This window comes from Pantoea sp. MT58 (genome assembly GCF_014495885.1).
Lineage (GTDB): Bacteria > Pseudomonadota > Gammaproteobacteria > Enterobacterales > Enterobacteriaceae > Pantoea > Pantoea eucalypti.
Genome location: NZ_CP061083.1, coordinates 3,468,437 through 3,492,415, shown reverse-complemented (window position 1 = coordinate 3,492,415; position 23,979 = coordinate 3,468,437). Strand labels below are relative to the sequence as shown.

Below are 23,979 nucleotides of genomic sequence, written 5' to 3'. Positions count from 1 at the left end.
GCTAACGCGAAAAAAGCCCGGCATACACCGGGCCAGATTTTATCTTTATGCCATCTTCAACGGCGGGACCTTTATTCGAAGCAGATCCCGGGCATCAGATCAATGCAGACAGCACTGCTTATATTTTTTGCCGCTGCCGCACGGGCAGGGATCGTTGCGGCCAGGTAGCTTCTCTGCCGCGACCGGTTTCTGAGGCACGGGAATCGCTTCCGGCTGAGAGATCCAGTGATCGTGCAGCGCCAGGGCGGCAGGGCGGATCGCCTCAATGCTGGCTTCCATTTCGTCTGGCGTCATGGCGTCGATCTTGTCGAGGTTCTCTTCCACGCCGTGCAGAGCGATAGCGTCCAGCGCAGGCTGCAGATCCGCAGGCAGGGCAGACCAGTCGGTCAGCGCGACACCGCGCATGTAGCCGAAGCACCACTCTTCCACCACGGTAAATTCCAGACCTTCCATCTCGCGGATGCCAAACAGCGGTTCAAACTGCTCCGGGAACTCAGATAAGCGGTCAGCCACATCATTCATATGCTGGAAGCACAGCGACATAAAGCGCGTCATTTCACGCTCGTTGCTCCATTTTGGAATCTGCTTCTCGCCACCCCAAAGAGCCACCAGCCACTGGCTGGGTTCAACGGTAGTGGGGCCGGAGAGAACGGCAGTCAGCAGACCATCCAGCTCGGAGACATCAATAATCGACGCTTCGCTGCCATATTTTTCCAGCATATCTTCCAGCCATTGCAGCTCTTTCTCGGACAGTGGGCCTTCTTTCATGCGGTTGCCTCCCGGGCATGTGAAAATTTCAGCGCGGCGTTGAGCCTTAAAACCGCAGCAGTGTACACCCTTGTGGGCGTTCAACACAGCTAACCCTGTCCGGCGCTGGCATGGGGTTAAACCGCGTTTAACACCATTTTGACCCCATTATGCAGGCGATAGCCTGCTGCACTTTGTGGTACATTTTTGCGCTACAGAGAGGCTGCTGCGTAGTAAATAAAATTAACCTGATGATTATTAAATGAAAAATGGATTTTCCGGCAGCCAGGCTTTAGCTGTATATCTCGCACCACTGGCCGAGAGCAGCCACGGGATCGGCAGAGTCATAATGCGATTTATGCCCGTCATGATCTTCCTGCTGGCGGGCTGCGGAACCCTGTCGCAAACCTCCGCGCCGGTGGGCGACCGTGTTTATTTGACCCACGCCACCTTTAAAGAAAATGTCGATGACATCGTGCATCACTACATGCAGCAGAAGCAGGTTCCCGGCATCAGCATCGCCGTTATTCATCACGGCGGCCCGACGCGCTATTACCCGTTTGGCGTCACTGACAAGGTGCATCGCTATCCTGTCACGCCCGATACCCTGTTTGCGCTGGGATCGCTGAGTAAAGGCGTGACGGCTGAAGTGATTATCCAGCTGGTTGAACAGGGTAAGCTGCGCTGGAGTGATACGCTGGCCGACCTGCTACCGAAAGAGGTTCATCTTAGTCCTGATGCGCAGCGCATCACCCTACTGCAACTGGTAACCCACACCTCAGGCCTGCCGCGTCAGGATATGGACCTGCCGATGCTGTTGCAATTCGTTCGTTATCTTGGCACTGGCGAGAATTTCTATGGCAATCTCGACAGTGACAGGCTGCTGACTTATCTGGCGGACTTCTCTGCACCTGCGGTACGCATGCCACACTACTCCAATCTCGGCTATGCGCTGCTCGGTTTTATCATACGCACCCGTTTTCATCAGGAGATTCAGACGCTGGCATCACAGCTTATCTTTACCCCGTTAAAGATGACTCAAAGCAGTTTTGTCCCGGAAACGCTGCCAGGCTATCCGCTGCGTGCGCTGGGCCATGCAGGCGATCAGCCAAAATTTATCCGCCGCGGCTCGCTGACGCCCGACTGGCATTTTCGCGGCAACATGGTGGCGGCGGCCAGTCTCTACAGTAATGCGCGTGACCTGAGTGCTTATTTGCGCGCACATCTTGATGCCACCGATGATACGGCGCAGGATCGGGCGTTTAGGGCGGTGAACCGCGCATGGTATCAGCAGGGTACGCAGGCGCAGAACATCGCCTGGGTTACCGACACGATTGAAGGTCAGCAGATCACCTATCAGGTGGGGTATATCGGCGGTTACGCCAGTTTTATCGGCTATGATAAACGTAACGGCAATGCGATCGTGGTGTTGCAGAACGGCTTTAACTGGAGCAACTATTTAGGCATTGCGTTGTTGGTCGATTTGGCAACTCAGGATAAAGTGGTCGAACAGTGATCCGTTACCTGAGCTGTGCACAGTAAAGTGAATCGCGCTGTGTTGCCTTACACATAGCATTAGCGTACCGGAACTGAAGTGCGATAAATTTTAGCCTGACTGTCAAAATTCAACGTGGAAATCATTATGCGCAGGACTCAACGTGTACTTTTATCAATGGGATTACTGGTTGGCTCACTGAGCCTGATCCCCGCTGTACAGGCTGCTGGCGAAGCAACGGATAGCGTTCCGCCACCACCGCAGATTCAGCCTGCAAACCCGGGTGCCCAGCCCGCTACGCCTGATACGGGCAGCGCTCAGCCAGACACCGGTGCCGCGCAAAACCAGCCGCAGACCAGCTCACAATCTAATGATGGCATTACGCCGACGACGCCGACTTCTCCGGCACCGTCCAACGGCGCACGCCCTAATTACGAACTCAGCACCATCATCATCGACTACAAAGAGTATAAAATCGGTGACATCGTGCCAGAGAAGTACACCGATAAAACGTACACCATCACCGAGTGGCAAAAGCGTAATCTGCCCGCCCCGCAGGCAAATACCCACTGGGCCTATATCAACGCCAACTACATTCTTATTACCAATGACACCGGCAAAATTGTCATGGGTAAATCAGGCGATATCTTCTTCCGCGGTTAACCTATGCGGTTAAAAAATCAGCCGGTCAGTCAGACCGGCTTTTTTTGCTGAAACGTCTGTCCGCAATGCCTGCCACCCTCGCGGGCTCTCTGCCAGGAGCAATGCTCTGCATCAACCTCCGGGCTGCACCAGAATCCCGCGACCACCGCACACTTTCTGTCATGACCTGACGCCTGACGCCTCACCGGGCAGGTTCATGAGGCCAGCCCAGTAACCGACTTAGCTGACGCATCGCTGACGTAATTTGTGTGTCGCTACAGTTACCGTATCCAATAACCAGACCCTGCTGCGCCGGTTCGGTCAGATAGAAGGTCGAGAGGGCTGTGGGTGCGTAGCCAGCCTGAAGCAGTTTGCGGGCAATGGCGACGTCATCCTGATGCGCATCGAGCGGCAGCACCAGATGCATCCCGCTGTTACCGCCCAGCAACGGCATTGCCTGACCCGCCGCGCGCTGCAGTTCGGTTCGCAGTAATCCCTGTCGCTGACGATAGAGACGACGCATTTTGCCCAGATGGCGGCGATACTCACCATTGAGAATAAAACGGGTCAGCGCCTGTTGCGCCAGACGATGACCACCACGCAGGATCTGATGAAGCGCCGGTCGCAGGCGGCTGACCAGCGGCGCGGGCAGCACCATAAATCCGATACGTAGCGCAGGAAACAGTGTCTTGCTGAATGAGCCGAGATAGATAACCGGCGCATTTTCGGTCATGCCCTGCATCGCCATGACAGGCTCGCCGTGGTAATGGAAGTCGCCATCGTAATCATCTTCAATAATCCAGGCTTGGTGCTGTCGGGCGGCGGCAATCAGCGCCAGACGCCGGGCCGCGCTCATCACCACGCCGGTAGGATACTGATGGGTTGGCGTCGTATAAATCAGGCGAGGTGGCGCCGCATTCCAGTGCTCCGGCTCGGGCGCCATTCCTTGTTCATCGGTGGGGATCGGGACAAGGTTAAGCTGCCCGGCCTGCAGAGCCGCTTTGGCATTGCGGTAGCCCGGCTCTTCAATCCAGCCCTGATCGCCCGGATTACTTAGCAGGGCGACACACAGCGCAAGCGCCTGCTGCACACCTTCAGTAATCACGATCTGTCCGGCATCACAACGTACACCGCGCGTGATACGTAACTGTTGCGCCAGCACGGAACGCAATTCTGCTTCGCCAAACGGATCGCCATAGCCGTGCAGATGCGGTGACGTGTGGCTCATGACCTGACTCAGCGCCCGGCGCCATGCCGCCATCGGGAAATGGTTCAGGGCAGGTATGCCGGGACGCAGGGGCAATGAGCCGGTGTCGATCCACTGGCCTTGGTTAAGGGCATCAATCCGTTTTGCCAGCGGCCAGCTGGCTAACGTGTCGTCATCCGCCTGCCGGGCCGGCAAAGCCAGTGAGCTGATGCGGCTGCCTTGCCTATCGCTCATCAGATAGCCCTCTGCCTGCAGCTGTGTCCAGACGTTCAGCACGGTATTCCGCGAAACCTGCAGCTCATGTGCCAGCTGCCGTGTCGCCGGTAACACCGTGCCGGCAGCCAGCTGGCCTTGCAGAATGCCTTGTTTTATCCGCTGATAGAGTTGCTGCTGCAGCGTCATTCCGGCTGCGGATCGTAAGGGAGCCAGCAGTAATGGCGGGATCACCGATTTCATTGTCTCTTCTCGTGGGTCTATCATTCTTCACGATAGTGGACCTTTTTAACCCACCAGGATAGTGGCAATCTGCGGCTATCATCTGCAGCCGGGAGGCGATATGTCACAACATCTGAATCAATACGGTCAGCCGGTCGGTCAGCCTTTACCAGACTGGCAAACCCGTCCATTACCGCAGCATCAGATTTTCACTGGCCAGGCGTGCCGGCTGGAGCCTTACAGCGTGGCACGGCATAGCGATGCCCTGTTTGAGGCGTGGTCGCTGGCGGAGGATGAGCGTGACTGGACTTATCTGTTTATGGGGCCGTTTAGTGACCGGCAGGCATTTCAGGATTATGCAATGCAACTGGAGGCCAGCCGCGACCCGCTGCATTTCGCTGTGATCGATCTCGCAACAGATCAGGCGGTGGGCACCCTGTCGTTAATGCGCATTCAGCCTGAACATGGCGTGATAGAGGTCGGACATGTCGCCTTTTCGCCCCGGCTGAAGCAAACCCGCATGGCAACGGAGGCGCACTTTTTGCTGATGCGCTACGCGTTTGAAACGCTGGGTTATCGCCGTTATGAATGGAAGTGCGACAGCTGTAATGCCCCTTCACGAAAAGCGGCGGCACGGCTTGGTTTCCGCTTCGAAGGCGAGTTCCGTCAGGCCATCGTCTATAAAGGGCGTTCGCGTGACACCCGCTGGTTCTCGATTATCGACAGCGAATGGCCACGGGTGAAAAAGGGGATGCAGCGCTGGCTGTCCGGGGATAACTTTACCGCCGACGGTCAGCAGCGCGAGAAGCTGGAAACGCTGCGCGACAGGCCCTGAGCGGGGAGCTGACCCGGTGAAGTCAGACAGGATTTGAGGTGATGGGCCTCTGCGGTAATCCGCAGAGGCGTGACCAGAAAAACGGGCGTTATGACTGTGGCACGATTTTAATTTCAACCATACCAATGCCTAATTTGCGCGGATCCTGACCGGTGATATTGCCGGTGTTACTCAGTTGCGGCTCCGGTGGTGCAATCACCAGACGATGGCTGGCCGTTGGGTTGTCAAAATGCAGGGTATGCGTCGAAACCTCTTCACCCAACGACAGCAACTGCTGCTGGTCGCCGACCCGAACCGGAATGGCGCGGTGTGCATTGGGGCCATACGCGCGCGCGGTGATCACCAGATCGAACTTTGCGGGCAGCGCATCGACATAGTCGATATGCACTTCTGGTGCGAGATTGGCGTTAGACCAGCGTCCCCAGATCTCTGGCCGTGAGATGCCGCTAAAGCTTTTAACACTTTCCGGTGCGCCAGGCACGTCGAGCCGGAAGCTGTCGGCGCTGTAGCGAATATTGTTATCTTCAATACGAAGCTGCGCCAGGTTCTGCTGGTAACGCGCATCGCTGACGGCGCCGTCCGGGAACTTCACGTTGCCTTTCCACTGCGCTTTATCGACGTGCGTCACCGACGGCGTGCCACCGAGCTGCCCCATCGCCACACAGAGATCGCCGGAGAGGGCCAGCGAAGGCTGCCAGAGCCGCGCCATTTTAAAACAGCGATCCACCCAGAGGAATTTATCAGCGGAGGTGAAATCGGCCAGCTGATAGCGCAGCGGAGCCGAATATTCTCCTTCCGGCATTGGCTCTACATGCTTGTCACTGATACGGAACAGAATCGGCAATTTAAAGGTGGTGCCTGAGAAGCTGAAGGTATTCTTCGCCTGATCCACCGTGAAGTTGTCTATCTTCTTCGGGAAGTTCCACAACTGGATGATGTCAGGTTTCCAGCTCGTCACCTTACTTTTCATATCGTCGAACTGGGTGGAGAGCGAAATCGAGGAGAGGCTGCTGCGGCCCAGACCAATCGCATTGTCACCACCGAGAATATCCAGCAGCGTGGCGCCATTATCCAGCGTGCTGCGCTTCGCTTCCATCAGCTCCGCCTGCGGTTTATCGCCGCGAATCACCATGAACAGATTGCGACGAGGCTGTTTAACCAGCCACGCATGCGCCGTGTTGTTCATCGCCAGATGATCGGAACTCACCACAATCACGGTATTTTTGAACCACGGTGATGCCTGTATGCGCGAAATCAGACGCGCAACATGCTCCTGCGAACAGGCGACTGCACTGAATGACTGGTTTGGTTTGCCCTCAATGCTGTAACTCCGGCGATCGCAGCTGCGCGAGATAAACCCGTCAGGATGATGGGTGTCGACGGTCAGGGTAAACAGCGCAAAAGGTTTACCGGCCTGTGAGAGTTCCTGATATTTCTCAAAGACTTCATCCAGCACGGTGTCGTCGTAATAACCCCAGTTATTGCGGTAGGTGGGATCGGCAACGCGGCTTTTCAGTTCCTGCGAACCATACAGGTTTTCGGGATCGAAACCGTGCGATTTCAGGAAGACGTCTTTACCGGCAAAACGCAGATCGGCGCCCTGAATAAACCAGTTCTGGTAGCCGGAGTTTTTCAGGATGTCGCCCAGACAGACGTTCTGGGGATAGAAACTGGAGAGTGACGCCGACGCATTGCCATCAAATGGCGCAAACAGCGGAATGCCACACTGTGAGGCAACCATGCCCGCGATAGTGTAATCGGTGCCAGGCAACTGTTCGGTTTCGCTGAAGTCGATGCTCTGCTCTTTCTGCCGGCTTAGCTCCGGCGCTAAACCAGGAAAAGCGATGGGGTTAAAATAGGTGCGCTCTAAGCTTTCACCATAAATGTAAACCACGTTGAGGTGCGGCTGCTCAATGCGATTACGCGGCACCCTGTAGAAGTTGTCGAAGTCAGAATCCGCCAGTTGGGTATGCGACACAATCAGCGTCGCGACCTGGCGAAAAGCCGGGGTGGTCTGCACGGAGCCGAGCGCGCAGACAGCCGCCAGCAGCGACCAGCCCATGTGATGGGGACGCTTACGCCGACGCAGAATCCACGACAGCAGGCAGAACAGCAGAAACAGTACGATGATCAGGCCAATCGCCGGCACCACATATTTACTGACGCCCGCGCCGGTCAGGCTATTGGTCAGGGTATACAGCACCGCATCGTTGATGCCGTCACCCGTAAAATAGTTGCTGGCATAAAGGGTGGCGTTCAGCACAACGAAAAGCACCAGCAGAATCAGAACAACAATAAACCAGAATTTGTTACGCCCGGCTTTACAGGAATAAATGGCAATAGCGGCCAGAAACAAGGCGACGGACACCAATTCGGACAATGGGAAATCCTCTTTTCAGGGTTACGCGAGGCTTCACGCAACCAGCCATCTTCGGGGGATGGTTTTTCGACAATCTATATTGGCTGTCATCCGGCTGCAACATATCCGGCCCGAATTGTGCGGTGGAGAGCAGATTGGTTAATTGTCATTCCAGAAGGGAGGTTATCAGGCGTGACGGTGGCTGGCGCGCACCGTCAGCAGAGCAGAGGTCAGGACGTTTTTCAGAGTTTGCCGGTGAGATATTGTGCTTCGCCGTCGGCAAAACTCCAGTCACCTTTGTCGTTGGTGATAAAGCTGATCATTAAATCGTTGCCCTGTACACCACAATGTTCGCGCAGCTCACGTGCCAGCTCCGCCATAAATTGCTGTTTCTGTTCGCTGCTGCGTGGGCTGGTATAGACCCGCACCATTACCAGATTATCGCTGCGTGTAAATCCCAGTCCGGTATCCTGAAACACCATCTGATAGCGCTTGTTTTCCTGAACAATCTGGTAGCGATCGCGTTCAGGCACGTTAAAGGCCGTAAGCACAGCGCGGTGCGCTGCATCCAGTAGTGTACGAAGTTCGGATTCTGAACGACCCTGAATAACATCAAATTGCAGCAGTGGCATAGCGAATTCCTCATCATGATTAATAACGCTATGGTGACCGCTTTATCCGGCGGGAAAAAGCGCGTAGCCTGAAATGATTATTCACTATAGTGAACAATCACAATGAAAGAGATGAAAACGGATGCGCTGTGGGATCATCTGCACTGGCTGACCGTACTGGCAGAGCAGGGCAGTTTTACCCGCGCGGCAGAGCGGCTCGATGTCAGCAAAGCGGCGATGAGTCAGAAAATCAAAGAGCTGGAAGAGATGGCTGGTGTGTTGCTGGTACAGCGCACCACGCGCAGTGTGCGACTGACGTCAGCAGGCGAGAAGCTGGTGGAGGAGCTCCGCGAACCGTTTTCCCGCATCGAGCAGAGTTTTTTCAGCGTGCGCGATACCGCCGGACCGGTGCGGGGTCTGGTGCGGATGACCGCGCCAGTGGCGTTTGCCCGTCAGCAACTGGTGCCAATCATTGGCGAGTTTCTGCGTGACTATCCGCAGGTGCGTCTGCAGCTGGATGTGACAGACCGCATCGTGTCACTGAGCAGCGAAGGCTTTGATCTGGCAATTCGACACAGTGACACGCTACCGGAAACCCATGTCGCGTTGCCGCTATGCGATACCCGGACGTTGCTGGTGGCCTCACCCGCCTATCTCAGCCTGCAGGGTGTACCGCAGTCGCCACAGGATCTGAAACAGCACAACTGTCTTTACTACCCACGTGGCATCGAGTCACCGCGCTGGCGGTTTGAGACGACAACGGATAGCGAACAGGTGCAGGTTCGGATTCAGGGCAGCTTTGCCACCAACAACAGCGAGTCAATACGCGATGCGGCGCTGCAGGGACTGGGGATTGCGATGCTGCCCGATTTCAGCGCCCGTGAGGCGCTGGCAGCCGGTACATTGCGGCAGGTGCTGCCGGCGTGGCAGCCTGTTGAGGCCTTTGCAGCCCGCCTGTGGATCGTCCGGCCCTGGGCGGCGCAGGTCCCCCGCGCGGTCACCACGTTCACGCAGTGGCTACGCGCGCGCTTTGACCGCTGAGGGCAATGCCAGCGCAGGCGGTGTGGTCTGCATCATCTCGCCGATCAAACTGCTGCGGTTATACAAACCCAGCCGCAGATTGAAGTCGAGATGCAGCCGCTCGTTGCCGGTTAATTTGATAATCGGCGGCGGCGTCTGTGGCCGCTGATGAAACATCACGGATTGCGCAAAGGCGCTGCTGCTGTCGGCATGTAAACGCTGATAGTACCAGGCGCTGGCTTCGCCTTTACGCAGATAGAGATTGGCCCGCCGGTATTCACGCATCGCAACCTGCTGTGCCAGCGACAGGAGCTGGCGCGAGGGATTATCAATATTCTGCACAATCAGCGGAAAATCATCGCGCTTCTTCAGTTCATGGAAATAGTTGCGGATACCGACGTTTTTAACCGGCGCCAGTTGTTTCAGCCATTCGCGAATAAACGGGTTTTGCGGTGGCGCGGCCAGAAACCAGCTCTCAGTAACCGGCGCCAGCAGGTTCATCGTTGACTGCTCGCGGTAGTAACCGATGAGATCCATTGGCCGTGCCTCGTGCGCGCGATGCACCCAGGCGAGGTTCTCAAACAGCAGGGTGCTGCAGTCGATGCCGATGCCACCATAACGGTGAATCAGCTCAAGCCGGATAATTTCACTTTTATGGGCCAGCGTCAGATCCGAAGAGATAAAGCTGAGTTCGGGCAGCCACTGCGACAGCGTGCGCTGTGTAATCAGATGCACCTGGTGATCGGGATTATCCCGCCGGATTTTACTGATGTTCAGCGCCATTGAGGTGGGCAGGTGATCGTTATGCCAGACCATCCAGACAATTTTTGGAATCTCCGGCAGATCTTTCTGCTGCGAGACCAATACGACATTATCTTCCTGTCCCGGATCATATTCCGGTGCCTGACAGAGTCTCTGCTGTTTCTTATTCCATAACATCTGGCTACTGAACGATATTCTTTTCCAGTTACGCCAGATTTTATGCGCTGGACGTTGGCGATGTGAAGTCATGGTGCACCTGTTATTTTTATTTTCCCGTCACAGTACAGGCTCTGCCCGTTCCGCGTGCGGCGGCAACGGCTGGCATTGCATACTGGCTGCAATTCCGATGAGTGCGGGAATGAATGAATGGTTTTCCCTGGTGGCGACGCAGTGGTTTAGCGCGCGGAAGTTTCCTCACGGCTGTTTAATTGCACTGCACCTTTTTAATAAAACATTATTTACACATTAGCTATGTCTTTTTTTGATTTTAGGATAATACGGAAATAATCCGGTCATCTTGTCTAAATAATAATATGGTCGCTGTTAATCATTTATTTAAATATAACGAAACCCTTAATTAAGGAATATCTTAATATCATGCTTTATTATCGGGCTGACATAAGGCCTGGTCACCGCAGTCGTGAATATTGCACTTAATAGGTGGGGTAAGCCCGGCTCATCAATCCGCAGCATCAGACAGGCTGAAGAGGATTGTCTACGCTTAAGAAGAACTTACTGAGAAAGGAGTGCGCATGCAGAGTGAAGCTTACGGTTTACTGGCGGTCGATAAACAGGGTAATCGCGTCCTGTTTCTTAATCCGGAAACCTTCGCGGTCGAGCGGGAACTGAACGCTTTTCCACCGCGGCCGCATGAACTCCTGATGCTGGCCCCCTGGGGTAAGGCCTATGTGCCTATTTATGGCGACGGCGTTCAAGGTAATAACCCGCATCCGGGTCATAAAGTGGCGGTCATTGATTTACAGCGTCGCGAGATCAGTGGCTTTATCGATCTGTCGCCGCTGCGGGCACCCCACAGCGGACAGCTGGGGCGCGATGGCAAAGTCTATCTATGCTGTGAGCAGAGTGCCGCCGTGGCGGTGATCGATCCGCAGACTGACAAAGTAGAAAAAATTATCCCGATTCCTTCTCACAATGCGCATCGCCTGACACTGTCACCCAGCGGCCGCAAGCTGTTCACCGATAACGAAGAGGATGCGACCATCACCGTCGTGGATCTCTGTGAAGCTGAAGGACGGGTGATCGATACCATCCTGCTTCCTGGCCCGATTGCGGGCATTGCCGCATCACCGAAACACCCTTATCTGGTCGCCAGTGCCGCTGACGCGCCGCTGCTCTATCTGATCGATCGGCAGAGCCACCGTATTCGCCAGCGCATTACGTTGCCGGGTCATCAGCAGCCTTGTCAGGTGGTTCGCTTCAGCGCCGATGGCGAACAGCTGGTGGCAATAGGGGATCAGGAACCGCGGGTGACACTGTTTGACGATCTGCTGAATCCGCTGGGCGATATCAGCGTGGGTAACATGCCGATGGATGGCTGCTTCACGCCCGACAGGCAACAGCTGCTGATTGCCAATCAGGATGATGGCACGCTGAGTGTGATCGATCTGGCACAGCGTAAAGTCATTGCCACGCCGCGTGTTGGCACGGGCTGTGAGGTACTGGGCTATTTTCCGCTCGGTCAGATAAACGGACGATGATAGATCGCAGTGCTCCAGTGCCGGCTGCTGGCATGCTTCTCTGCCTGCCAGCCGCGTTTTCGTAACTCACGCGCAATCATTTTGTTCATGATGCCGTGGCCCAGCAGCAGTACCGTGCCTTGCTGTGAATGATCGATCAGTTTTTCTGCCGCCGCCGAAGCGCGGCTGCGTGCATGTTGCAGCGACTCCGCGTCGCCTGCATAACCGCAAAACCACAAAAGCCGCAGCAGGGCCAGCCAGCACACGGTCGGTAATTGTACCTCACCGGTTTTCACCAGCGGCACGGCGACTTCGCTGAACAGCGCATCAACCTCATGGGGTTCCAGACCGAGCTGGCTCAGTGAGGATTGCGCGCGGGGCAGGGGACTGCAGACGATAAACGTAGCCTGACGGGCAATTTCGATGCTGCGCGGCGGCGGTCCGTCACTGACCTGTGACAGATCGTACGCTTCGCACCAGTCAGCCAGTGCCTGCACACTCTGGCGACCCGCCGCCTGGTGGTCAGGTTTACCGTGTCGCATCAGAATAATTTTCATCGTATCTCTGTCCGGCCTTTTGGTCAGGGTAACGCATTGCCTGTGTTTACGGTGATTTTTCAGAATAAACAGCCAGTGTCATTTGCAGGTAATCTGCGCGTGCGATAACTGAAAATGATGAAGGGAACGTTGCCCCTTTTATCGTGCTTAATGATTAGTGAATCAGATAACTTACAGGCGCTGGTAACTTTTTTTGTGCAATAAGAAGGCGTTTAACTCGCTGAATTTGCGCAAAAAATGGGTGATGACGGAATGTTATAATGAAGTTTTTCTAACAAATATCGTCAGGATCTATTGATTTATCTACGCGCGTAGATACACTAAGTCCCCAGTGATTGCTCACGGTGCCCGATGCACAGTAGGCTCCATCGATTGTTAAGTTATATTCGCTCAGTTTAAGCGACCGGTGAAAAATACACCGGCGAAAGGGGGCGATGAATACGATTCCAACACCAGGGAATCCTTTAACCTTTCATCATGGTTCGCCCACTGAACGTCGTCACCGGGGGATTCCGCTTTCATCAGGGAATCGACCCATGGACGGGCGTTTATCGATCTGCATACTCATTCAGGGATAGGGTTATGACGGCACACAATTCCGTTAAGCAGCAGGCATCACTGTCATCCACTTCAGCCGCCGATGAGCGGTTTGACACCCCTTCAGGCCGCAAAGATTTCTGGCGCGCCACTTTCTCATGCTGGCTCGGAACGGCAATGGAGTACGCGGATTTCGCGCTCTATGGCCTGGCTGCCGGTATCATCTTTGGCGACGTCTTCTTTCCCGAATCAACCCCAGCCATGGCGCTGCTCTCCAGCTTCGCGACCTGGTCAGTCGGCTTTGTTGCCCGGCCCATCGGCGCGTTGTTTTTTGGCTGGCTCGGCGATCGCAAAGGCCGAAAGGTCGTCATGATCTCCACCATTATTCTGATGGGTGCTTCCACAACCTTTATCGGCTTAATCCCGGGCTACGCCTCTATTGGCGTATGGGCGCCTGCCTGCCTGGTTCTGCTCCGCTTTACACAGGGATTCGGCGCGGGTGCGGAGTTATCGGGCGGCACGGTGATGCTGGGCGAATATGCGCCGACAGAGCGCCGCGGACTGGTCTCTTCTGTGATCGCGCTGGGTTCCAATAGTGGCACGCTGCTGGCTTCGCTGGTCTGGCTGCTGGTGGTGCAGATGGATCAGCAGAGCCTGCTGGAGTGGGGCTGGCGCATTCCTTTCCTCAGCAGTGCGCTGATTGCACTGGTTGCGCTGTGGATTCGCCGTCATTTGCGAGAAACGCCGGTGTTTGAGCGCAGAAAAGCGGAGATGGAAGCGGAACGTGCTGGCATGAAGGCAGCGTCGGTGGTCGATCAGCGGCCTTTCTTCCAGCGTACCCGCGCTTTCTGGACCATGGTTGGCCTGCGCATCGGCGAAAACGGCCCTTCCTATCTGGCGCAGGGCTTCATCGTGGGTTACGTCGCAAAAGTGCTGATGGTGGATAAGTCTGTACCGACCACCGCCGTGTTTCTCGCGTCGCTGCTGGGCTTCCTGATCATTCCTTTAGCGGGCTGGCTCTCTGACCGCTTTGGTCGCCGGATCGTGTATCGCGTTTTCTGTCTGTTGCTGATGTTTTACGCCTGGCCTGCTTTTACGCTGCTGGATACCCGTGAACCGATGCTGGTGATTCCGGTAATCGTGGTCGGTATGGCGCTGGCGTCACTGGGTATTTTTGGCGTGCAGGCGGCCTGGGGTGTCGAGATGTTCGGTGTTCATCATCGCTATACCAAAATGGCGGTGGCTAAAGAACTGGGCTCGATTTTGTCCGGCGGCACCGCACCGCTTGTTGCCGCTGCTATGCTTTCTTATACCGGTCACTGGTGGCCGATTGCAGTCTATTTCTCGGCAATGGCCGCCATTGGATTCTTTACTACCTTTGTCGCGCCTGAGACGCGAGGGCGAAATCTGAATCTGCCTGAAGATGCCATCTAGCAGTACCTGAGGATCTCATCTGCCAGAAGAGAGCGACAACCAGCAGGCCGTGTAAAGCGGCCTGTTTTTATGGAGGGACATGATGTGCCTAAGTCATTAACGGGAAAAGTGACCCGCAGAGAAGTTGCGAAAGCGGCAGGCACCTCAGTGGCAGTCGTCAGTTATGTCATTAACAACGGGCCGCGTCCGGTCGCTGAGGCCACCCGTCAGCGGGTACTTGAAGCGATTAAAGCGACGGGTTACCGGCCAAATGCCGCAGCACGCGCACTGGCATCCGGTAATACCAAGACCTTTGGATTGGTGGTGCCTAATATCGGCAATCCTTTTGTCGCCTCCATGGCGCACATGTTGCTGCAGGAGTCGATGAACCACGGTCACGTTATGCTGCTGGGAGATGCCGGTGATGACCGCAGGCGAGAACTGGAGTTAATTCAGGGACTGCTTAACCGTCAGGTGGATGGGCTGTTTTACAACAGCGTCGATCGCCATCCTTACATTGATTTGATTAAAGCCAGCGGTACGCCGCTGGTGATGCTGGAGCGGGTTGAGCCACAGCCGGGCGTTAACATGCTGCGGGTGAATGAACGTCAGGCCGCCTGGCAGGTAACGGCGCATCTGTTAAGTCACGGCTATCAGCAGGTCGGCATTATCAGCGGTCCGGTCGATATGCTCAATGCACAGGATCGCATCCAGGGCTGGCGTGATGCAATGCAGGATCGTGGCCTGCACATTGATGAGTCGCTGATGTTTCCCGCCAGCTACACCCCTCAGGGTGGCTACGAGGCAGCGCAGGCTATGATCGCGCGGGGTTGTGTGCCGCGTGCACTGTTTACCAGTAACGAAGGTCAGGCGATTGGTGCGCTTCGCGCCTTTTCCGAACATCAGATTCGGGTGCCGCAGGATGTGGCGCTGGTCTGCTTTAACGGAACCAATCACTCGTCATTTCATGTCCCGACATTAACGACTGTGCGCCAGCCACTGCGTGACATGGCCCGCTCTGCGATTCAGATGCTGAAAGAGGGCGAGAGCGAAGCGCAATTGAAGGAGTTTCCACACTATCTTGAAATCGGTGAATCCTGCGGTTGCCAGCCGCAAAGTCAGAGTTAACGTATAAAAATATGAAAAGAATCATTATTGATTGCGATCCCGGCAACGGTATCGCGGGTGCCAACACCGATGATGGGCTGGCGATTGCGCTGGCATTAGCTTCACCTGCACTGTCGCTGGAATTAATCACTACCGTGGCGGGCAATACACCCAGCGACGTGGGCGCGCGCGTCGCCAAAGATCTGATTGTCCGGCTGGGATCGTCTGTTCCGGTCATCCAGGGTGCGACGCAGGCGTTACAGGAAGATCCTGCGCCGTGGCGTGAAACGCTGGATAATCGGGTCAATCAGCTTGCGCTGAGTGAGCTGTGGAAGGGCGTGCGTCAACCAGCAGATGTTGCAGCGGATGCGTTTGATGCTGCTGACGCGATGGGCAAACTGATTTGCGACAATCCGGGCGAAATTACCCTGGTGGCGATTGGCCCGCTGACGAATGTGGCGCTGGCAATGCAGCGCTATCCTGCGATGGCAGACTCTGTGGCAGAAATTGTCATCATGGGTGGCGTGTTTACGCTGGATGATTATATCAAAGACACCAATTTTGGCCTGGATCCGGAGGCTGCGCATCAGGTATTGCACAGCGGTGCCGCCGTGACGCTGGTGCCAATGGATGTCACCACGCAGACGCTGCTGACCCAGCAGGATCTCACCCGTCTTACTGCTGTCGATCATCCGCTGGCCGATTTTGTGCGAGACACGCTGCGTCCATGGATCAACTATTCCATGGAAACGCGTCAACTGGCGGGATGCTGGATCCACGATGCACTGGTTGTGGCCTGGCTGCTGAACCAGCGGGTCGCGTCTGGCATCGATTACCGTGTCGATATCGAGCTACGTCCCGGTGCAACGCGCGGTAAAAGCTGGCGTTATCGTCAGCCGCTACGGCTTGCTGTCGGCGTACCTGAGCACTGCGGCGCATGGGTTCATGTGCTGCACCGCGTCGATAACACGATGCTGTTGTCGATCATCGAAGAAGCCTTTAAGCGGCTGACTGAGATGGGCGATTAACTCACCCGCTTACTGGCGCGCCTGATAGGTTTGCATGATGCGGCAATGACCCTCAAAGGCTGATAAACGCTGTCAGGAGGTGTGCAGCATCAGGGCTGGATCAAGAGATGCAAAGCATTACATCGCTTCGCACACGTCGATCCAGCGGGCGTTGGTCAGCTCAGCCATCTGCTGTGGCGAGATGCGGACGGCACTGTGGATAGCGCCAGCGGCGGGTAACACTTCGTCGAAACTGCGCAGTGAGACATCACAGTAAACGGTCAGCGGATTCTCCAGACCGAACGGACAGACGCCGCCAACCGGATGGCCGGTCCAGTTAATAACCTCATCAACGCTCAGCATCCGCGCTTTTGCGCCTAGCGCGGCTTTCAGCTTGCGATTGTCCAGCCGGGCATCGCCGCGTGTCACAATCAGCACGACGTCGTTTTTCACTTTCAGTGACAGGGTTTTCGCAATCTCTCCTGGCGTCACGCCATGGGCGCGCGCAGCCATTCCGACCGTTGCAGTGCTTTCTGCCAGCTCGATAATTTCAATTTCAGGGGCGTGTTCGGCAAAGAACTGGCGCACGGACTCCAGACTCATCTTTCTCTCCAGGCTGATCGAAGGCGTAAAAATTGCCACAAGCCTCAGTGCCTGTAAACGAGATAAACGGAGAATTCGTGGTAATTACGTCTGTTTAGCTGCCGCTCAGGGTGCAATTGCCGCATTGTTCGACATCAGGGATGCGATAACGCTGGCAACAGCTGCGACGGACCAGTTCGCCATTGCGCATGATCATGGTGCGGTAGAGCGGATTTTCGCTGCCATCCAGCAGTTTCTGGTTAAAGAATAGCGCCTGCTCCAGTTGCAGTACCAGCGTCTCATCGATCTGACTTTTCAGCTCACCCAGAAACCACTGCAATGAGTAGCCCATGTTGTTCCAGATGAGTCGGGCGTTGATATCACCATGCTGAGTAATACCATTAACCACCGGGATCAGATGCTGCTGAATCAGCCGATCAATACGCTGCTGAGGGTTAAGATAGCGGGCTTCTTCATCCTCCTGCACATCAATCCAGAACGTGGCCGGATGACCATTCTCATGAAAACCGACACGAATATGCTCTGGTGAGCAGTCCAGCGCGCGCGACTCCTGTAACAACGCCATGATCATCGGGGGCAGCAGCAGGCCAAAATACCATTGCGCCCACAGAGAGAGCACCGGCTTTGCTTCACGAACCGCATCAGGATGATCGCGATAGAGATAATCGCTGTAGCGCTGGATAAGTTGGGCAAAAGCCTCTGATTGTGACCAGGCAACGAGTGTCTGCGTGTCGTGCGGAGCGGGCTGGCTGAATTTAACAGAATCAAGAAGATAACTACGCTGTTGCTGCAGCCGCTCGTGCAGACTTTCCGCCAGTGGACGGTCATTCTGCCGAAAGATCATCGACTGAGCGTTGAAACGCTGTTCCTGAGCTGAAACGGTTGCCATGACGACTCGCGAAAAGTGTAGATAAGAAAGCAAATGATAATCGTTATTGATTAACTCTACAAGTCGCGTAAAAAAACGTCGCTGCCATCGGGGATTGGGTGGGGAATGCGATCAGCGAACAAACCCGTCTGCGCAGTGCAGAACCGGCCATAGCGCGGCAATGTCAGGGTTATTACCAGCCGAGTTGTGCTTAATCAGGCTGGTTCACTTAAGGTCTCATGCTGTTTTCGCGGAAGATCTTCCCAGGCAAGAATAGTATTCCGGCCCTGATTCTTAGCCACATATAATGCGCTGTCAGCATTGGCTACCGCCTGATCAAAATCATTATCGTAGATAGGCGCAATGCCGGCGCTGATGGTGACGTGGGTTGAAACAGTCTCATTAAAAAGATGGGGTATTTCTAAATCCAGCACATACTGACGGATGCGCTCTGCCAGTTTCATGGCGATGGAGCTGTTCACATTGGTCATTAACACCAGAAACTCTTCGCCGCCATAGCGGGTGACGACATCGCGTGAACGGACTGCATCCCGAATAGCCACAGAGACCCGCGCCAGTGCCTGATCACCCATCGCATGCCCATAATTATCGTTGTAGGCTTTGAAATGATCGATATCCAGCAGCAGCACATAGTGGCTGCCAGCATGGTTTTCCAGAATATTGTCCAGTCGGTTCTTCAGGCCACGACGGTTATACAGTCCGGTCAGTGGGTCGAGCATGCTGAGGTCACTGAAGGTCTCTTTCTCTTCATAGAGTTGGTGCATCAGCCGCAGGGTAAAGTTGTCGGCACGGCGACGCATAAGATGCTGGAGTGAGAAACCAATCAGCGGCAGCATAATGGTCAGCAGAATCAGCGGCAGGTGCTGCCCATTATCAAGTAGTAATACGGTGAGCACCGGTGGCGCGACATGGAGACAAAAAGCCCCCAGATAATCGCTCAGGGCGATGGCACTAACAAATAACACACTGATCAAACTGATAATAAGAAAGCCGCCATCAAAATAGAATACCTGATGAAAACGATAATTAATGTGCCAGGCCCAGAGCGCGCCCAGCACCAGCGCGACAGGATTTAAAAGGGGGAGTTTTACTTTAGACCATATTAAATGTGCAATTAACATTATGCCGCTAAAAGATGCGACACAAATTACCGGCAACGTGGTATCGATTTTCTCATTGCTCATTATTGGCAGCAGATAAAATAGCGAAACGGCGATATTTAAAAACAGAAAAAGCATCACTGAAAGCCGGTATTTACTCTGTTTCAGTTCTTCATATGATTGTAATTTCATTATAAATACTCGTGACGACCCTGAAATACCAAAGCGCAAGCCGGCATAAACAGGTTGTGCCAGACAGTGAGCAAATTATTGCTGGTGCTGTTATTAAAGGTGTTATCGGTCGCAATCTAGCATTTTCCAACTGGTCTGTCATCTTCGTTGCCAGGCGTGACAAAAACAGGCTGCAAGCAAAGCAAAACTGACATATGATAATGGGAATGCTTATCATTTGAGGTTTGCGTCATGGGAATAGCGATTATTGCGGCCTGCGGTTTGTGGGGCGTCAGTTGGGCGCTGGGTAAAAAACTGGATAGTGCGTGGGGCGTATTGTTGCCCTGCATCGCGCTGCCGCTGTTCGCGTTATGGGAACCCAGCTTCAGCCAGTGGCGGCTGGTGATGACAGTTGCGCTGCTGCTGACTGTCGTCATGCTATTTAACCAGCGTCTGCGTCACTATCTGTTATTGCCTTCGTGTCTGGCGTTAGCAGGTGGACTGGCGGCGATCTCTGTGAATTTTCATCTGAGTTAATACAGGCGTAAAGGCGTAAAGCGGGTGTTCAGGGTGTCGCGACCGGGAAAGTGAATGCCACGGGAAGAAAACAAAACAGGAAAGGGATAAAGCGACGCTGCAACAATGCAGCTGAGACCAGCAGGAAAGCCAGAGGATGACAACGTTGGTGCGAAGAGAGGGACTTGAACCCTCACGTCCGTTAAGACACTAACACCTGAAGCTAGCGCGTCTACCAATTCCGCCACCTTCGCATCGAGTTGTCTGTTCATATCACCGCAATGGTGCGAAGAGAGGGACTTGAACCCTCACGTCCGTTAAGACACTAACACCTGAAGCTAGCGCGTCTACCAATTCCGCCACCTTCGCGCAGTGCTCGCGATATGAAACATGTGATTTTGGTGCGAAGAGAGGGACTTGAACCCTCACGTCCGTTAGGACACTAACACCTGAAGCTAGCGCGTCTACCAATTCCGCCACCTTCGCATACCCGTAACATCCTGAGAATGTTACAACCACGGAGGCGCATTCTAGAGATTTTACTCTTTGCGTCAACAACTATTTCGTCGGGCTGAAACGATCGCTGTAAAAAGCAACGTTTTCAGCCCGGCAACGCGATTAATGACGTTAAAAGCCCTTATCGTGTTTTGGCACCACGACCATAGACGGCGCGATAAACTTTAAAGCGGCCGGTCTGTGCGATGACTTCGTGGCTGCCGAAAGCTTCATCCAGCACCTGCGGATAAGGCAGGAACGTGTTCGCAACAATACGCAGTTCGCCACCGGTGTTCAGGTGCTTTACTGCTCCCCGGATCAGCGCCTGTGCGGCGTCGAGGCTGGTCTGGGTGCCTTCATGGAACGGCGGGTTAGAGATAATCATGTCGAAACGGCCGGTCACGTCAGAGAAGACGTTGCTGGCGAAAACTTCGCCCTCGATGCCATTGGCGGCCAGCGTCAATTTACTCGCTTCAATGGCTGCGGCATGCACGTCGCACAGCCACAGGCGTACTTTAGGCGAACGGGCAGGCAGTGAGGCGGCAATTACGCCTGCGCCACAGCCCATATCCAGCACTTTACCTTTAGTGTGCGGGGTAAAGGTCGACAGCAGCAGGGCGCTGCCGCTATCCAGACCGTCACGGCTGAAGACGCCAGGCAGAGTGTGAATGGTCAGACCATCCAGCTGATACTGATGACCAAAGGTGCTGGCATCGAATGCAGGCTGTTTGTCGAGGCGACCATGATAGAGACCACAGCGACGCGCGCTGTCGATCTTCTCCAGCTTCACCCACGACTCCAGCATGCCTTCGGCACTGCGGACGCCGCTGCGGTTTTCACCCACCACGAACACGTCGCAGCCCACTGGCAGCATCGAGAGCAGGTTCTCCAGCTGGAACTGTACTTCCGGCTTATTTTTGGTCCAGAAGTAGACCAGGGTATCGCATCCCTGCACATCTTCCGGCTGCGCAACCATTCCGTAACGCGCCTGCTCGCCCATACGGCGGCTCAGGTTTTGCCAGTGATGATATTGCTGGGTGTGAACGCGCGATGAGGCGGTTTCCAGCTGAGCGGGCAGGTCATCCTGCAGATCGCCAGCAAATAAAACATGGCGGGCGGTAAATTCATCACTGTGGCGCAGAATGACTTCGCTGGCCGGGGTAAAAGCAGACATGTAGGGCTCCTGTAAGATCTGAGCGGGGATTATAGTGGTTTGTTGGCGCATGTTCGATGGGTTTGCTAGCATAGCGTCGCATTCAGCTAGCAGAACAGGTAACACCATGACGTCCAGGCGCGACTGGCTTTTACAGCAAATGGGAATTACGCAGTATCAGCTGCGCCGCCCGCGCGTGCTTCAGGGCGAAATTGCCGTCACGCTGGCACCGGACACGCAGTTAATTATTGTCGCTGACGCGCCACCCGGTCTGCATGAACCGCTGATGCGCGATGTGCTGCATACCCTCAATCTGCAACCCGCTCAGGTAATGACCGTGACGCCGGATCAGCTGCAGATGCTGCCGGAAACGCTGAACTGCGCGGGCTGGCTGCTCGGCGTAGAGAGCGAACAGACTTTTAATGGCGTGGCATTAACCAGCGCCTCTTTCAATGAACTGATCAGCAGCGGCGTCGCCAAACGCGCGCTCTGGCAACAGATGTGTAACCATGACAGCCATCTCTTTACTCACCCCTGACGACCTGGCGCAGGCCTTTGCCATTGAGCGTCGTAGCCACGCGTTTCCCTGGAGTGAAAAGACGTTTGCCAGCAATCAGGGCGAGCGCTTTATTAATTTACGTCTCGACGCCGACGGCAAAATGGTCGCCTTTGCCATTACTCAGGTGGTGCTGGACGAAGCCTCGCTGTTTAACATCGCGGTCGATCCTGACTTTCAGCGCCGGGGATATGGCCGCCAGCTGTTGCAGCATCTGATCGATGAGCTGATCAAACGCAACGTGCTGACGCTGTGGCTGGAAGTGCGGGCCTCGAACCTGCCCGCCATTGCGCTCTATGAGCAGCTTGGATTCAATCAGGTCAGTCGTCGCCCCAACTATTATCCCACCGCCAGCGGCCGTGAAGATGCCATTCTCATGGCCCTGACGCCGTAGTGGTGTTAAGGAGCTTTAATGACAGATAACTGGGACTGCATCCTGTTTGATGCGGACGATACCCTTTTCCATTTCGACGCCTATGCCGGTTTGCAGCGCCTGTTCGCCGGCTATGACGTGCAGTTCACCGACCAGGATTACAGCGATTATCAGGCGATCAACAAGCCGCTGTGGGTCGATTATCAGAACGGCGCCATCTCAGCGTTACAGTTGCAGACTCAGCGTTTCAACCACTGGAGCGAAAAGCTCAGCGTGGCACCAGAGATCCTCAACAGCGGCTTCCTCAGCGCGATGGGCGAGATCTGCACGCCGCTGCCGGGCGCGGTCAGCCTGATGAACCAGCTGCATGGCAAGGTAAAGATGGGGATCATCACCAACGGCTTTACCGCGCTGCAGCAGACGCGTCTGGAGCGCACCGGCTTCCGTGATTACTTCTCGGCGCTGGTAATCTCTGAGCAGGTTGGCGTGCCAAAACCGGCGGCCGCGATTTTTGACTACGCGCTGGAGCTGATGGGCAATCCGGATCGTGAGCGGGTGCTGATGGTGGGGGATACGCCAGAGTCAGATATTCTGGGCGGGATGAACGCGGGAGTGAAAACCTGCTGGCTCGATCATGGCACCCGACCGCTGCCAGAACATATCAAACCCACCTGGCAGGTTAAATCGCTGGGTGAGCTGGAAGCGTTGTTGATTGGCTAACGGAACACGCCTCGCAAATCCACATTTTTCCACTAATAAGGCCGCATTGCATGCCTTCAGACTGCTGAAAAACTCAAATCAAGGCACATCTGGCAACGATTGATTAGCTCAATACGCAGGGAACCGGGTCAGAGGAGGAAAGCGTCCCGCGCCATGGAGGGCGCGGGCCGAGCGGGCCAGGGATTGGCGTAAGCGACTTTCCGATCTGACCCGCTTTCCTGCGCAGGCTCGGTCTCACAGCGATCAGGCCAGGGTTTGTCAGCAGTCTGAGGCCCACACAGCGGGCCTTTCTCGTTTTATCTTTACCGCAGCGCAGAACACTACTCTTTCTTCTCGTCGTCCTCATCCCGGTCCTCTTTCACCGGGGTGCTGGCGGTAAGCAGGAACGGCGACTGCTGCCAGCGGGTGCGGCGATGGCGCAGCAGGGTGCGGGAGAGAATAATGCCGATCGCCAGTGCCAGCAGCATCATCAGACGCAGAATATTGGTGGTGTTATCGACCTGATGCGAGTCGGTGACCAGCACGTGGGTATCCAGCGTCACGCGCAGGAAGCCCAGCGGGCCATCGCTCCCGGCCAGCGGCTGCACAATCTGATGGTTGAAATAGCTGCCTGCGCGCTGACCATCGAGCGCCAGCCGATCACGCACATTAATATTTTCACCGCTGTGCGCCACCAGACTGCCGTCGCCGTCATACACCGACGCATCCAGAATACGACTGTTAGCCGTCATCTGGTTAAGAATGGCTTCTATCTGAGTGCGGTTATTTTCACTGTTGTCCATCAACGGCTTAAGACTAAACGCCACCTGGCTGGTCAGTGTATGTGCCAGCTCCTCGACCTGTTCAGAACGCGCCGCCTGATGACCAAGACTGAACCAGGATGCGCCCTGCATCAGCACAACCAGCAGCGCCATGGAGATCAGAACGATCACGGTCCGATGTAAGCGAAATTTCAGTGCGGTTTTAGCCATT

General features: G+C 55.1%; 23 protein-coding genes and 3 tRNA genes. 12 read left to right on the top strand and 14 right to left on the bottom strand.

Annotated features, from left to right (window positions below; translation table 11 throughout):
* Nucleotides 1-99: 99 nt before the first annotated feature.
* Nucleotides 100-768, bottom strand: a complete 669-nt coding sequence (locus IAI47_RS16480; protein WP_008925512.1) for a YecA family protein — start codon at nt 766-768, stop codon at nt 100-102.
* A gap of 241 nt (nt 769-1,009) precedes the next feature.
* Between IAI47_RS16480 and IAI47_RS16475 the strand changes: the two genes are divergently transcribed.
* Both IAI47_RS16475 and IAI47_RS16470 read left to right on the top strand, forming a co-directional pair.
* Nucleotides 1,010-2,263: a serine hydrolase gene (locus tag IAI47_RS16475; protein ID WP_033743105.1), complete on the top strand. Its 1,254-nt coding sequence runs from the start codon at nt 1,010-1,012 to the stop codon at nt 2,261-2,263.
* Nucleotides 2,264-2,389: 126 nt separating this feature from the next.
* Nucleotides 2,390-2,905 carry an RcnB family protein gene (locus IAI47_RS16470; protein ID WP_008925514.1) on the top strand — a complete coding sequence of 172 codons (516 nt, stop codon included), beginning with the start codon at nt 2,390-2,392 and terminating at the stop codon, nt 2,903-2,905.
* A 181-nt stretch (nt 2,906-3,086) separates the two neighbouring features.
* Here IAI47_RS16470 and IAI47_RS16465 read toward each other — a convergent pair whose 3' ends face one another.
* Nucleotides 3,087-4,547 (bottom strand): PLP-dependent aminotransferase family protein, encoded by a 1,461-nt coding sequence (locus IAI47_RS16465; protein WP_008925515.1) that lies wholly within the window; start codon nt 4,545-4,547, stop codon nt 3,087-3,089.
* A 100-nt stretch (nt 4,548-4,647) separates the two neighbouring features.
* Between IAI47_RS16465 and IAI47_RS16460 the strand changes: the two genes are divergently transcribed.
* Nucleotides 4,648-5,361: a GNAT family N-acetyltransferase gene (locus tag IAI47_RS16460; protein ID WP_008925516.1), complete on the top strand. Its 714-nt coding sequence runs from the start codon at nt 4,648-4,650 to the stop codon at nt 5,359-5,361.
* 88 nt (nt 5,362-5,449) lie between these two features.
* Here the strand turns inward: IAI47_RS16460 and opgB are convergent, their stop codons facing one another.
* Complete coding sequence (opgB, locus tag IAI47_RS16455) at nt 5,450-7,741, bottom strand: phosphatidylglycerol--membrane-oligosaccharide glycerophosphotransferase (protein ID WP_008925517.1); 2,292 nt, start codon at nt 7,739-7,741, stop codon at nt 5,450-5,452.
* Nucleotides 7,742-7,962: 221 nt separating this feature from the next.
* Entirely contained in the window at nt 7,963-8,352 is a 390-nt protein-coding gene (locus IAI47_RS16450; RefSeq protein ID WP_003850893.1) for a tautomerase family protein, read from the bottom strand.
* Nucleotides 8,353-8,454: 102 nt separating this feature from the next.
* Between IAI47_RS16450 and IAI47_RS16445 the strand changes: the two genes are divergently transcribed.
* The gene (locus tag IAI47_RS16445; RefSeq protein ID WP_008925518.1) at nt 8,455-9,372 is read left to right on the top strand and encodes a LysR family transcriptional regulator; all 918 of its coding nucleotides are present in this window, start codon (nt 8,455-8,457) and stop codon (nt 9,370-9,372) included.
* On the opposite strand, the gene IAI47_RS16440 is transcribed toward IAI47_RS16445, so the two are convergent.
* Nucleotides 9,349-10,362, bottom strand: coding sequence for a glycosyltransferase family 32 protein (locus IAI47_RS16440; protein ID WP_008925519.1), 1,014 nt, complete (start codon nt 10,360-10,362; stop codon nt 9,349-9,351). The two genes, IAI47_RS16445 and IAI47_RS16440, sit on opposite strands and share 24 nt — an antisense overlap.
* 503 nt (nt 10,363-10,865) lie before the next feature.
* Here IAI47_RS16440 and IAI47_RS16435 point away from each other — a divergent pair.
* Nucleotides 10,866-11,831 carry a hypothetical protein gene (locus IAI47_RS16435; RefSeq protein ID WP_105099534.1) on the top strand — a complete coding sequence of 322 codons (966 nt, stop codon included), beginning with the start codon at nt 10,866-10,868 and terminating at the stop codon, nt 11,829-11,831.
* Here IAI47_RS16435 and IAI47_RS16430 read toward each other — a convergent pair.
* The gene (locus IAI47_RS16430; RefSeq protein WP_008925521.1) at nt 11,813-12,367 is read right to left on the bottom strand and encodes a histidine phosphatase family protein; all 555 of its coding nucleotides are present in this window, start codon (nt 12,365-12,367) and stop codon (nt 11,813-11,815) included. The two genes, IAI47_RS16435 and IAI47_RS16430, sit on opposite strands and share 19 nt — an antisense overlap.
* 582 nt (nt 12,368-12,949) lie before the next feature.
* Between IAI47_RS16430 and IAI47_RS16425 the strand changes: the two genes are divergently transcribed.
* The 3 genes from IAI47_RS16425 (at nt 12,950) to IAI47_RS16415 (ending at nt 16,452) form a co-directional block, all read left to right on the top strand.
* Nucleotides 12,950-14,338: an MFS transporter gene (locus IAI47_RS16425; protein WP_008925522.1), complete on the top strand. Its 1,389-nt coding sequence runs from the start codon at nt 12,950-12,952 to the stop codon at nt 14,336-14,338.
* 84 nt (nt 14,339-14,422) lie between these two features.
* Nucleotides 14,423-15,445 carry a LacI family DNA-binding transcriptional regulator gene (locus tag IAI47_RS16420; protein WP_008925523.1) on the top strand — a complete coding sequence of 341 codons (1,023 nt, stop codon included), beginning with the start codon at nt 14,423-14,425 and terminating at the stop codon, nt 15,443-15,445.
* Between the two features lie 11 nt (nt 15,446-15,456).
* On the top strand, nt 15,457-16,452 hold the full coding sequence (locus IAI47_RS16415) for a nucleoside hydrolase (protein ID WP_008925524.1): 996 nt from the start codon (nt 15,457-15,459) through the stop codon (nt 16,450-16,452).
* A gap of 117 nt (nt 16,453-16,569) precedes the next feature.
* Here the strand turns inward: IAI47_RS16415 and IAI47_RS16410 are convergent, their stop codons facing one another.
* From IAI47_RS16410 to IAI47_RS16400, 3 genes are all read right to left on the bottom strand, one after another.
* On the bottom strand, nt 16,570-17,034 hold the full coding sequence (locus tag IAI47_RS16410; RefSeq protein WP_008925525.1) for a YbaK/EbsC family protein: 465 nt from the start codon (nt 17,032-17,034) through the stop codon (nt 16,570-16,572).
* Between the two features lie 94 nt (nt 17,035-17,128).
* Entirely contained in the window at nt 17,129-17,923 is a 795-nt protein-coding gene (gene fhuF / locus IAI47_RS16405; RefSeq protein WP_003850871.1) for a siderophore-iron reductase FhuF, read from the bottom strand.
* A gap of 194 nt (nt 17,924-18,117) precedes the next feature.
* A complete protein-coding gene (locus tag IAI47_RS16400) occupies nt 18,118-19,215 on the bottom strand; it encodes a diguanylate cyclase (RefSeq protein WP_008925526.1) in 1,098 nt (365 codons plus the stop codon).
* A 231-nt stretch (nt 19,216-19,446) separates the two neighbouring features.
* On the opposite strand from IAI47_RS16400, the gene IAI47_RS16395 reads away from it, so the two are divergent.
* Nucleotides 19,447-19,731 carry a DUF1435 domain-containing protein gene (locus tag IAI47_RS16395; RefSeq protein WP_008925527.1) on the top strand — a complete coding sequence of 95 codons (285 nt, stop codon included), beginning with the start codon at nt 19,447-19,449 and terminating at the stop codon, nt 19,729-19,731.
* A 146-nt stretch (nt 19,732-19,877) separates the two neighbouring features.
* On the opposite strand, the gene IAI47_RS16390 is transcribed toward IAI47_RS16395, so the two are convergent.
* The 4 genes from IAI47_RS16390 to rsmC form a co-directional block, all read right to left on the bottom strand.
* Nucleotides 19,878-19,964 (bottom strand) — tRNA-Leu (locus IAI47_RS16390).
* A 28-nt stretch (nt 19,965-19,992) separates the two neighbouring features.
* A tRNA-Leu gene (locus IAI47_RS16385) sits at nt 19,993-20,079 on the bottom strand.
* 30 nt (nt 20,080-20,109) lie between these two features.
* Nucleotides 20,110-20,196, bottom strand: a tRNA-Leu gene (locus IAI47_RS16380).
* A 151-nt stretch (nt 20,197-20,347) separates the two neighbouring features.
* Nucleotides 20,348-21,379: a 16S rRNA (guanine(1207)-N(2))-methyltransferase RsmC gene (gene rsmC, locus IAI47_RS16375; RefSeq protein WP_008925528.1), complete on the bottom strand. Its 1,032-nt coding sequence runs from the start codon at nt 21,377-21,379 to the stop codon at nt 20,348-20,350.
* A 106-nt stretch (nt 21,380-21,485) separates the two neighbouring features.
* Here rsmC and IAI47_RS16370 point away from each other — a divergent pair, with 106 nt between their 5' ends.
* Genes IAI47_RS16370 through yjjG form a run of 3 tightly spaced genes read left to right on the top strand, consistent with a single transcriptional unit; the run spans nt 21,486 to nt 23,007 of the window.
* Nucleotides 21,486-21,896, top strand: coding sequence for a DNA polymerase III subunit psi (locus tag IAI47_RS16370; protein WP_003850863.1), 411 nt, complete (start codon nt 21,486-21,488; stop codon nt 21,894-21,896).
* Nucleotides 21,868-22,308 carry a ribosomal protein S18-alanine N-acetyltransferase gene (gene rimI, locus IAI47_RS16365; RefSeq protein WP_003850861.1) on the top strand — a complete coding sequence of 147 codons (441 nt, stop codon included), beginning with the start codon at nt 21,868-21,870 and terminating at the stop codon, nt 22,306-22,308. The genes IAI47_RS16370 and rimI overlap by 29 nt, the downstream gene beginning before the upstream one ends.
* An 18-nt stretch (nt 22,309-22,326) precedes the next feature.
* Entirely contained in the window at nt 22,327-23,007 is a 681-nt protein-coding gene (yjjG, locus tag IAI47_RS16360; protein WP_008925529.1) for a pyrimidine 5'-nucleotidase, read from the top strand.
* A gap of 320 nt (nt 23,008-23,327) precedes the next feature.
* Here the strand turns inward: yjjG and IAI47_RS16355 are convergent, their stop codons facing one another.
* A complete protein-coding gene (locus IAI47_RS16355) occupies nt 23,328-23,978 on the bottom strand; it encodes a YtjB family periplasmic protein (protein ID WP_008925530.1) in 651 nt (216 codons plus the stop codon).
* Nucleotide 23,979: the final 1 nt, after the last annotated feature.

What these genes read in the sequence shown, in the direction of transcription:
- IAI47_RS16480 (WP_008925512.1), bottom strand. Translation starts at nt 768, where the DNA reads ATGAAAGAAGGCCCACTGTCCGAGAAAGAGCTGCAATGGCTGGAAGAT.
- IAI47_RS16475 (WP_033743105.1), top strand. Translation starts at nt 1,010, where the DNA reads ATGAAAAATGGATTTTCCGGCAGCCAGGCTTTAGCTGTATATCTCGCA.
- IAI47_RS16470 (WP_008925514.1), top strand. Translation starts at nt 2,390, where the DNA reads ATGCGCAGGACTCAACGTGTACTTTTATCAATGGGATTACTGGTTGGC.
- IAI47_RS16445 (WP_008925518.1), top strand. Translation starts at nt 8,455, where the DNA reads ATGAAAGAGATGAAAACGGATGCGCTGTGGGATCATCTGCACTGGCTG.
- IAI47_RS16370 (WP_003850863.1), top strand. Translation starts at nt 21,486, where the DNA reads ATGACGTCCAGGCGCGACTGGCTTTTACAGCAAATGGGAATTACGCAG.
- IAI47_RS16400 (WP_008925526.1), bottom strand. Translation starts at nt 19,215, where the DNA reads ATGAAATTACAATCATATGAAGAACTGAAACAGAGTAAATACCGGCTT.
- yjjG (WP_008925529.1), top strand. Translation starts at nt 22,327, where the DNA reads ATGACAGATAACTGGGACTGCATCCTGTTTGATGCGGACGATACCCTT.
- IAI47_RS16410 (WP_008925525.1), bottom strand. Translation starts at nt 17,034, where the DNA reads ATGAGTCTGGAGTCCGTGCGCCAGTTCTTTGCCGAACACGCCCCTGAA.
- IAI47_RS16430 (WP_008925521.1), bottom strand. Translation starts at nt 12,367, where the DNA reads ATGAAAATTATTCTGATGCGACACGGTAAACCTGACCACCAGGCGGCG.
- IAI47_RS16425 (WP_008925522.1), top strand. Translation starts at nt 12,950, where the DNA reads ATGACGGCACACAATTCCGTTAAGCAGCAGGCATCACTGTCATCCACT.
- IAI47_RS16355 (WP_008925530.1), bottom strand. Translation starts at nt 23,978, where the DNA reads ATGGCTAAAACCGCACTGAAATTTCGCTTACATCGGACCGTGATCGTT.
- fhuF (WP_003850871.1), bottom strand. Translation starts at nt 17,923, where the DNA reads ATGGCAACCGTTTCAGCTCAGGAACAGCGTTTCAACGCTCAGTCGATG.
- IAI47_RS16435 (WP_105099534.1), top strand. Translation starts at nt 10,866, where the DNA reads ATGCAGAGTGAAGCTTACGGTTTACTGGCGGTCGATAAACAGGGTAAT.
- IAI47_RS16395 (WP_008925527.1), top strand. Translation starts at nt 19,447, where the DNA reads ATGGGAATAGCGATTATTGCGGCCTGCGGTTTGTGGGGCGTCAGTTGG.
- IAI47_RS16460 (WP_008925516.1), top strand. Translation starts at nt 4,648, where the DNA reads ATGTCACAACATCTGAATCAATACGGTCAGCCGGTCGGTCAGCCTTTA.
- IAI47_RS16465 (WP_008925515.1), bottom strand. Translation starts at nt 4,547, where the DNA reads ATGAAATCGGTGATCCCGCCATTACTGCTGGCTCCCTTACGATCCGCA.
- rimI (WP_003850861.1), top strand. Translation starts at nt 21,868, where the DNA reads ATGACAGCCATCTCTTTACTCACCCCTGACGACCTGGCGCAGGCCTTT.
- IAI47_RS16440 (WP_008925519.1), bottom strand. Translation starts at nt 10,362, where the DNA reads ATGACTTCACATCGCCAACGTCCAGCGCATAAAATCTGGCGTAACTGG.
- IAI47_RS16450 (WP_003850893.1), bottom strand. Translation starts at nt 8,352, where the DNA reads ATGCCACTGCTGCAATTTGATGTTATTCAGGGTCGTTCAGAATCCGAA.
- IAI47_RS16415 (WP_008925524.1), top strand. Translation starts at nt 15,457, where the DNA reads ATGAAAAGAATCATTATTGATTGCGATCCCGGCAACGGTATCGCGGGT.
- rsmC (WP_008925528.1), bottom strand. Translation starts at nt 21,379, where the DNA reads ATGTCTGCTTTTACCCCGGCCAGCGAAGTCATTCTGCGCCACAGTGAT.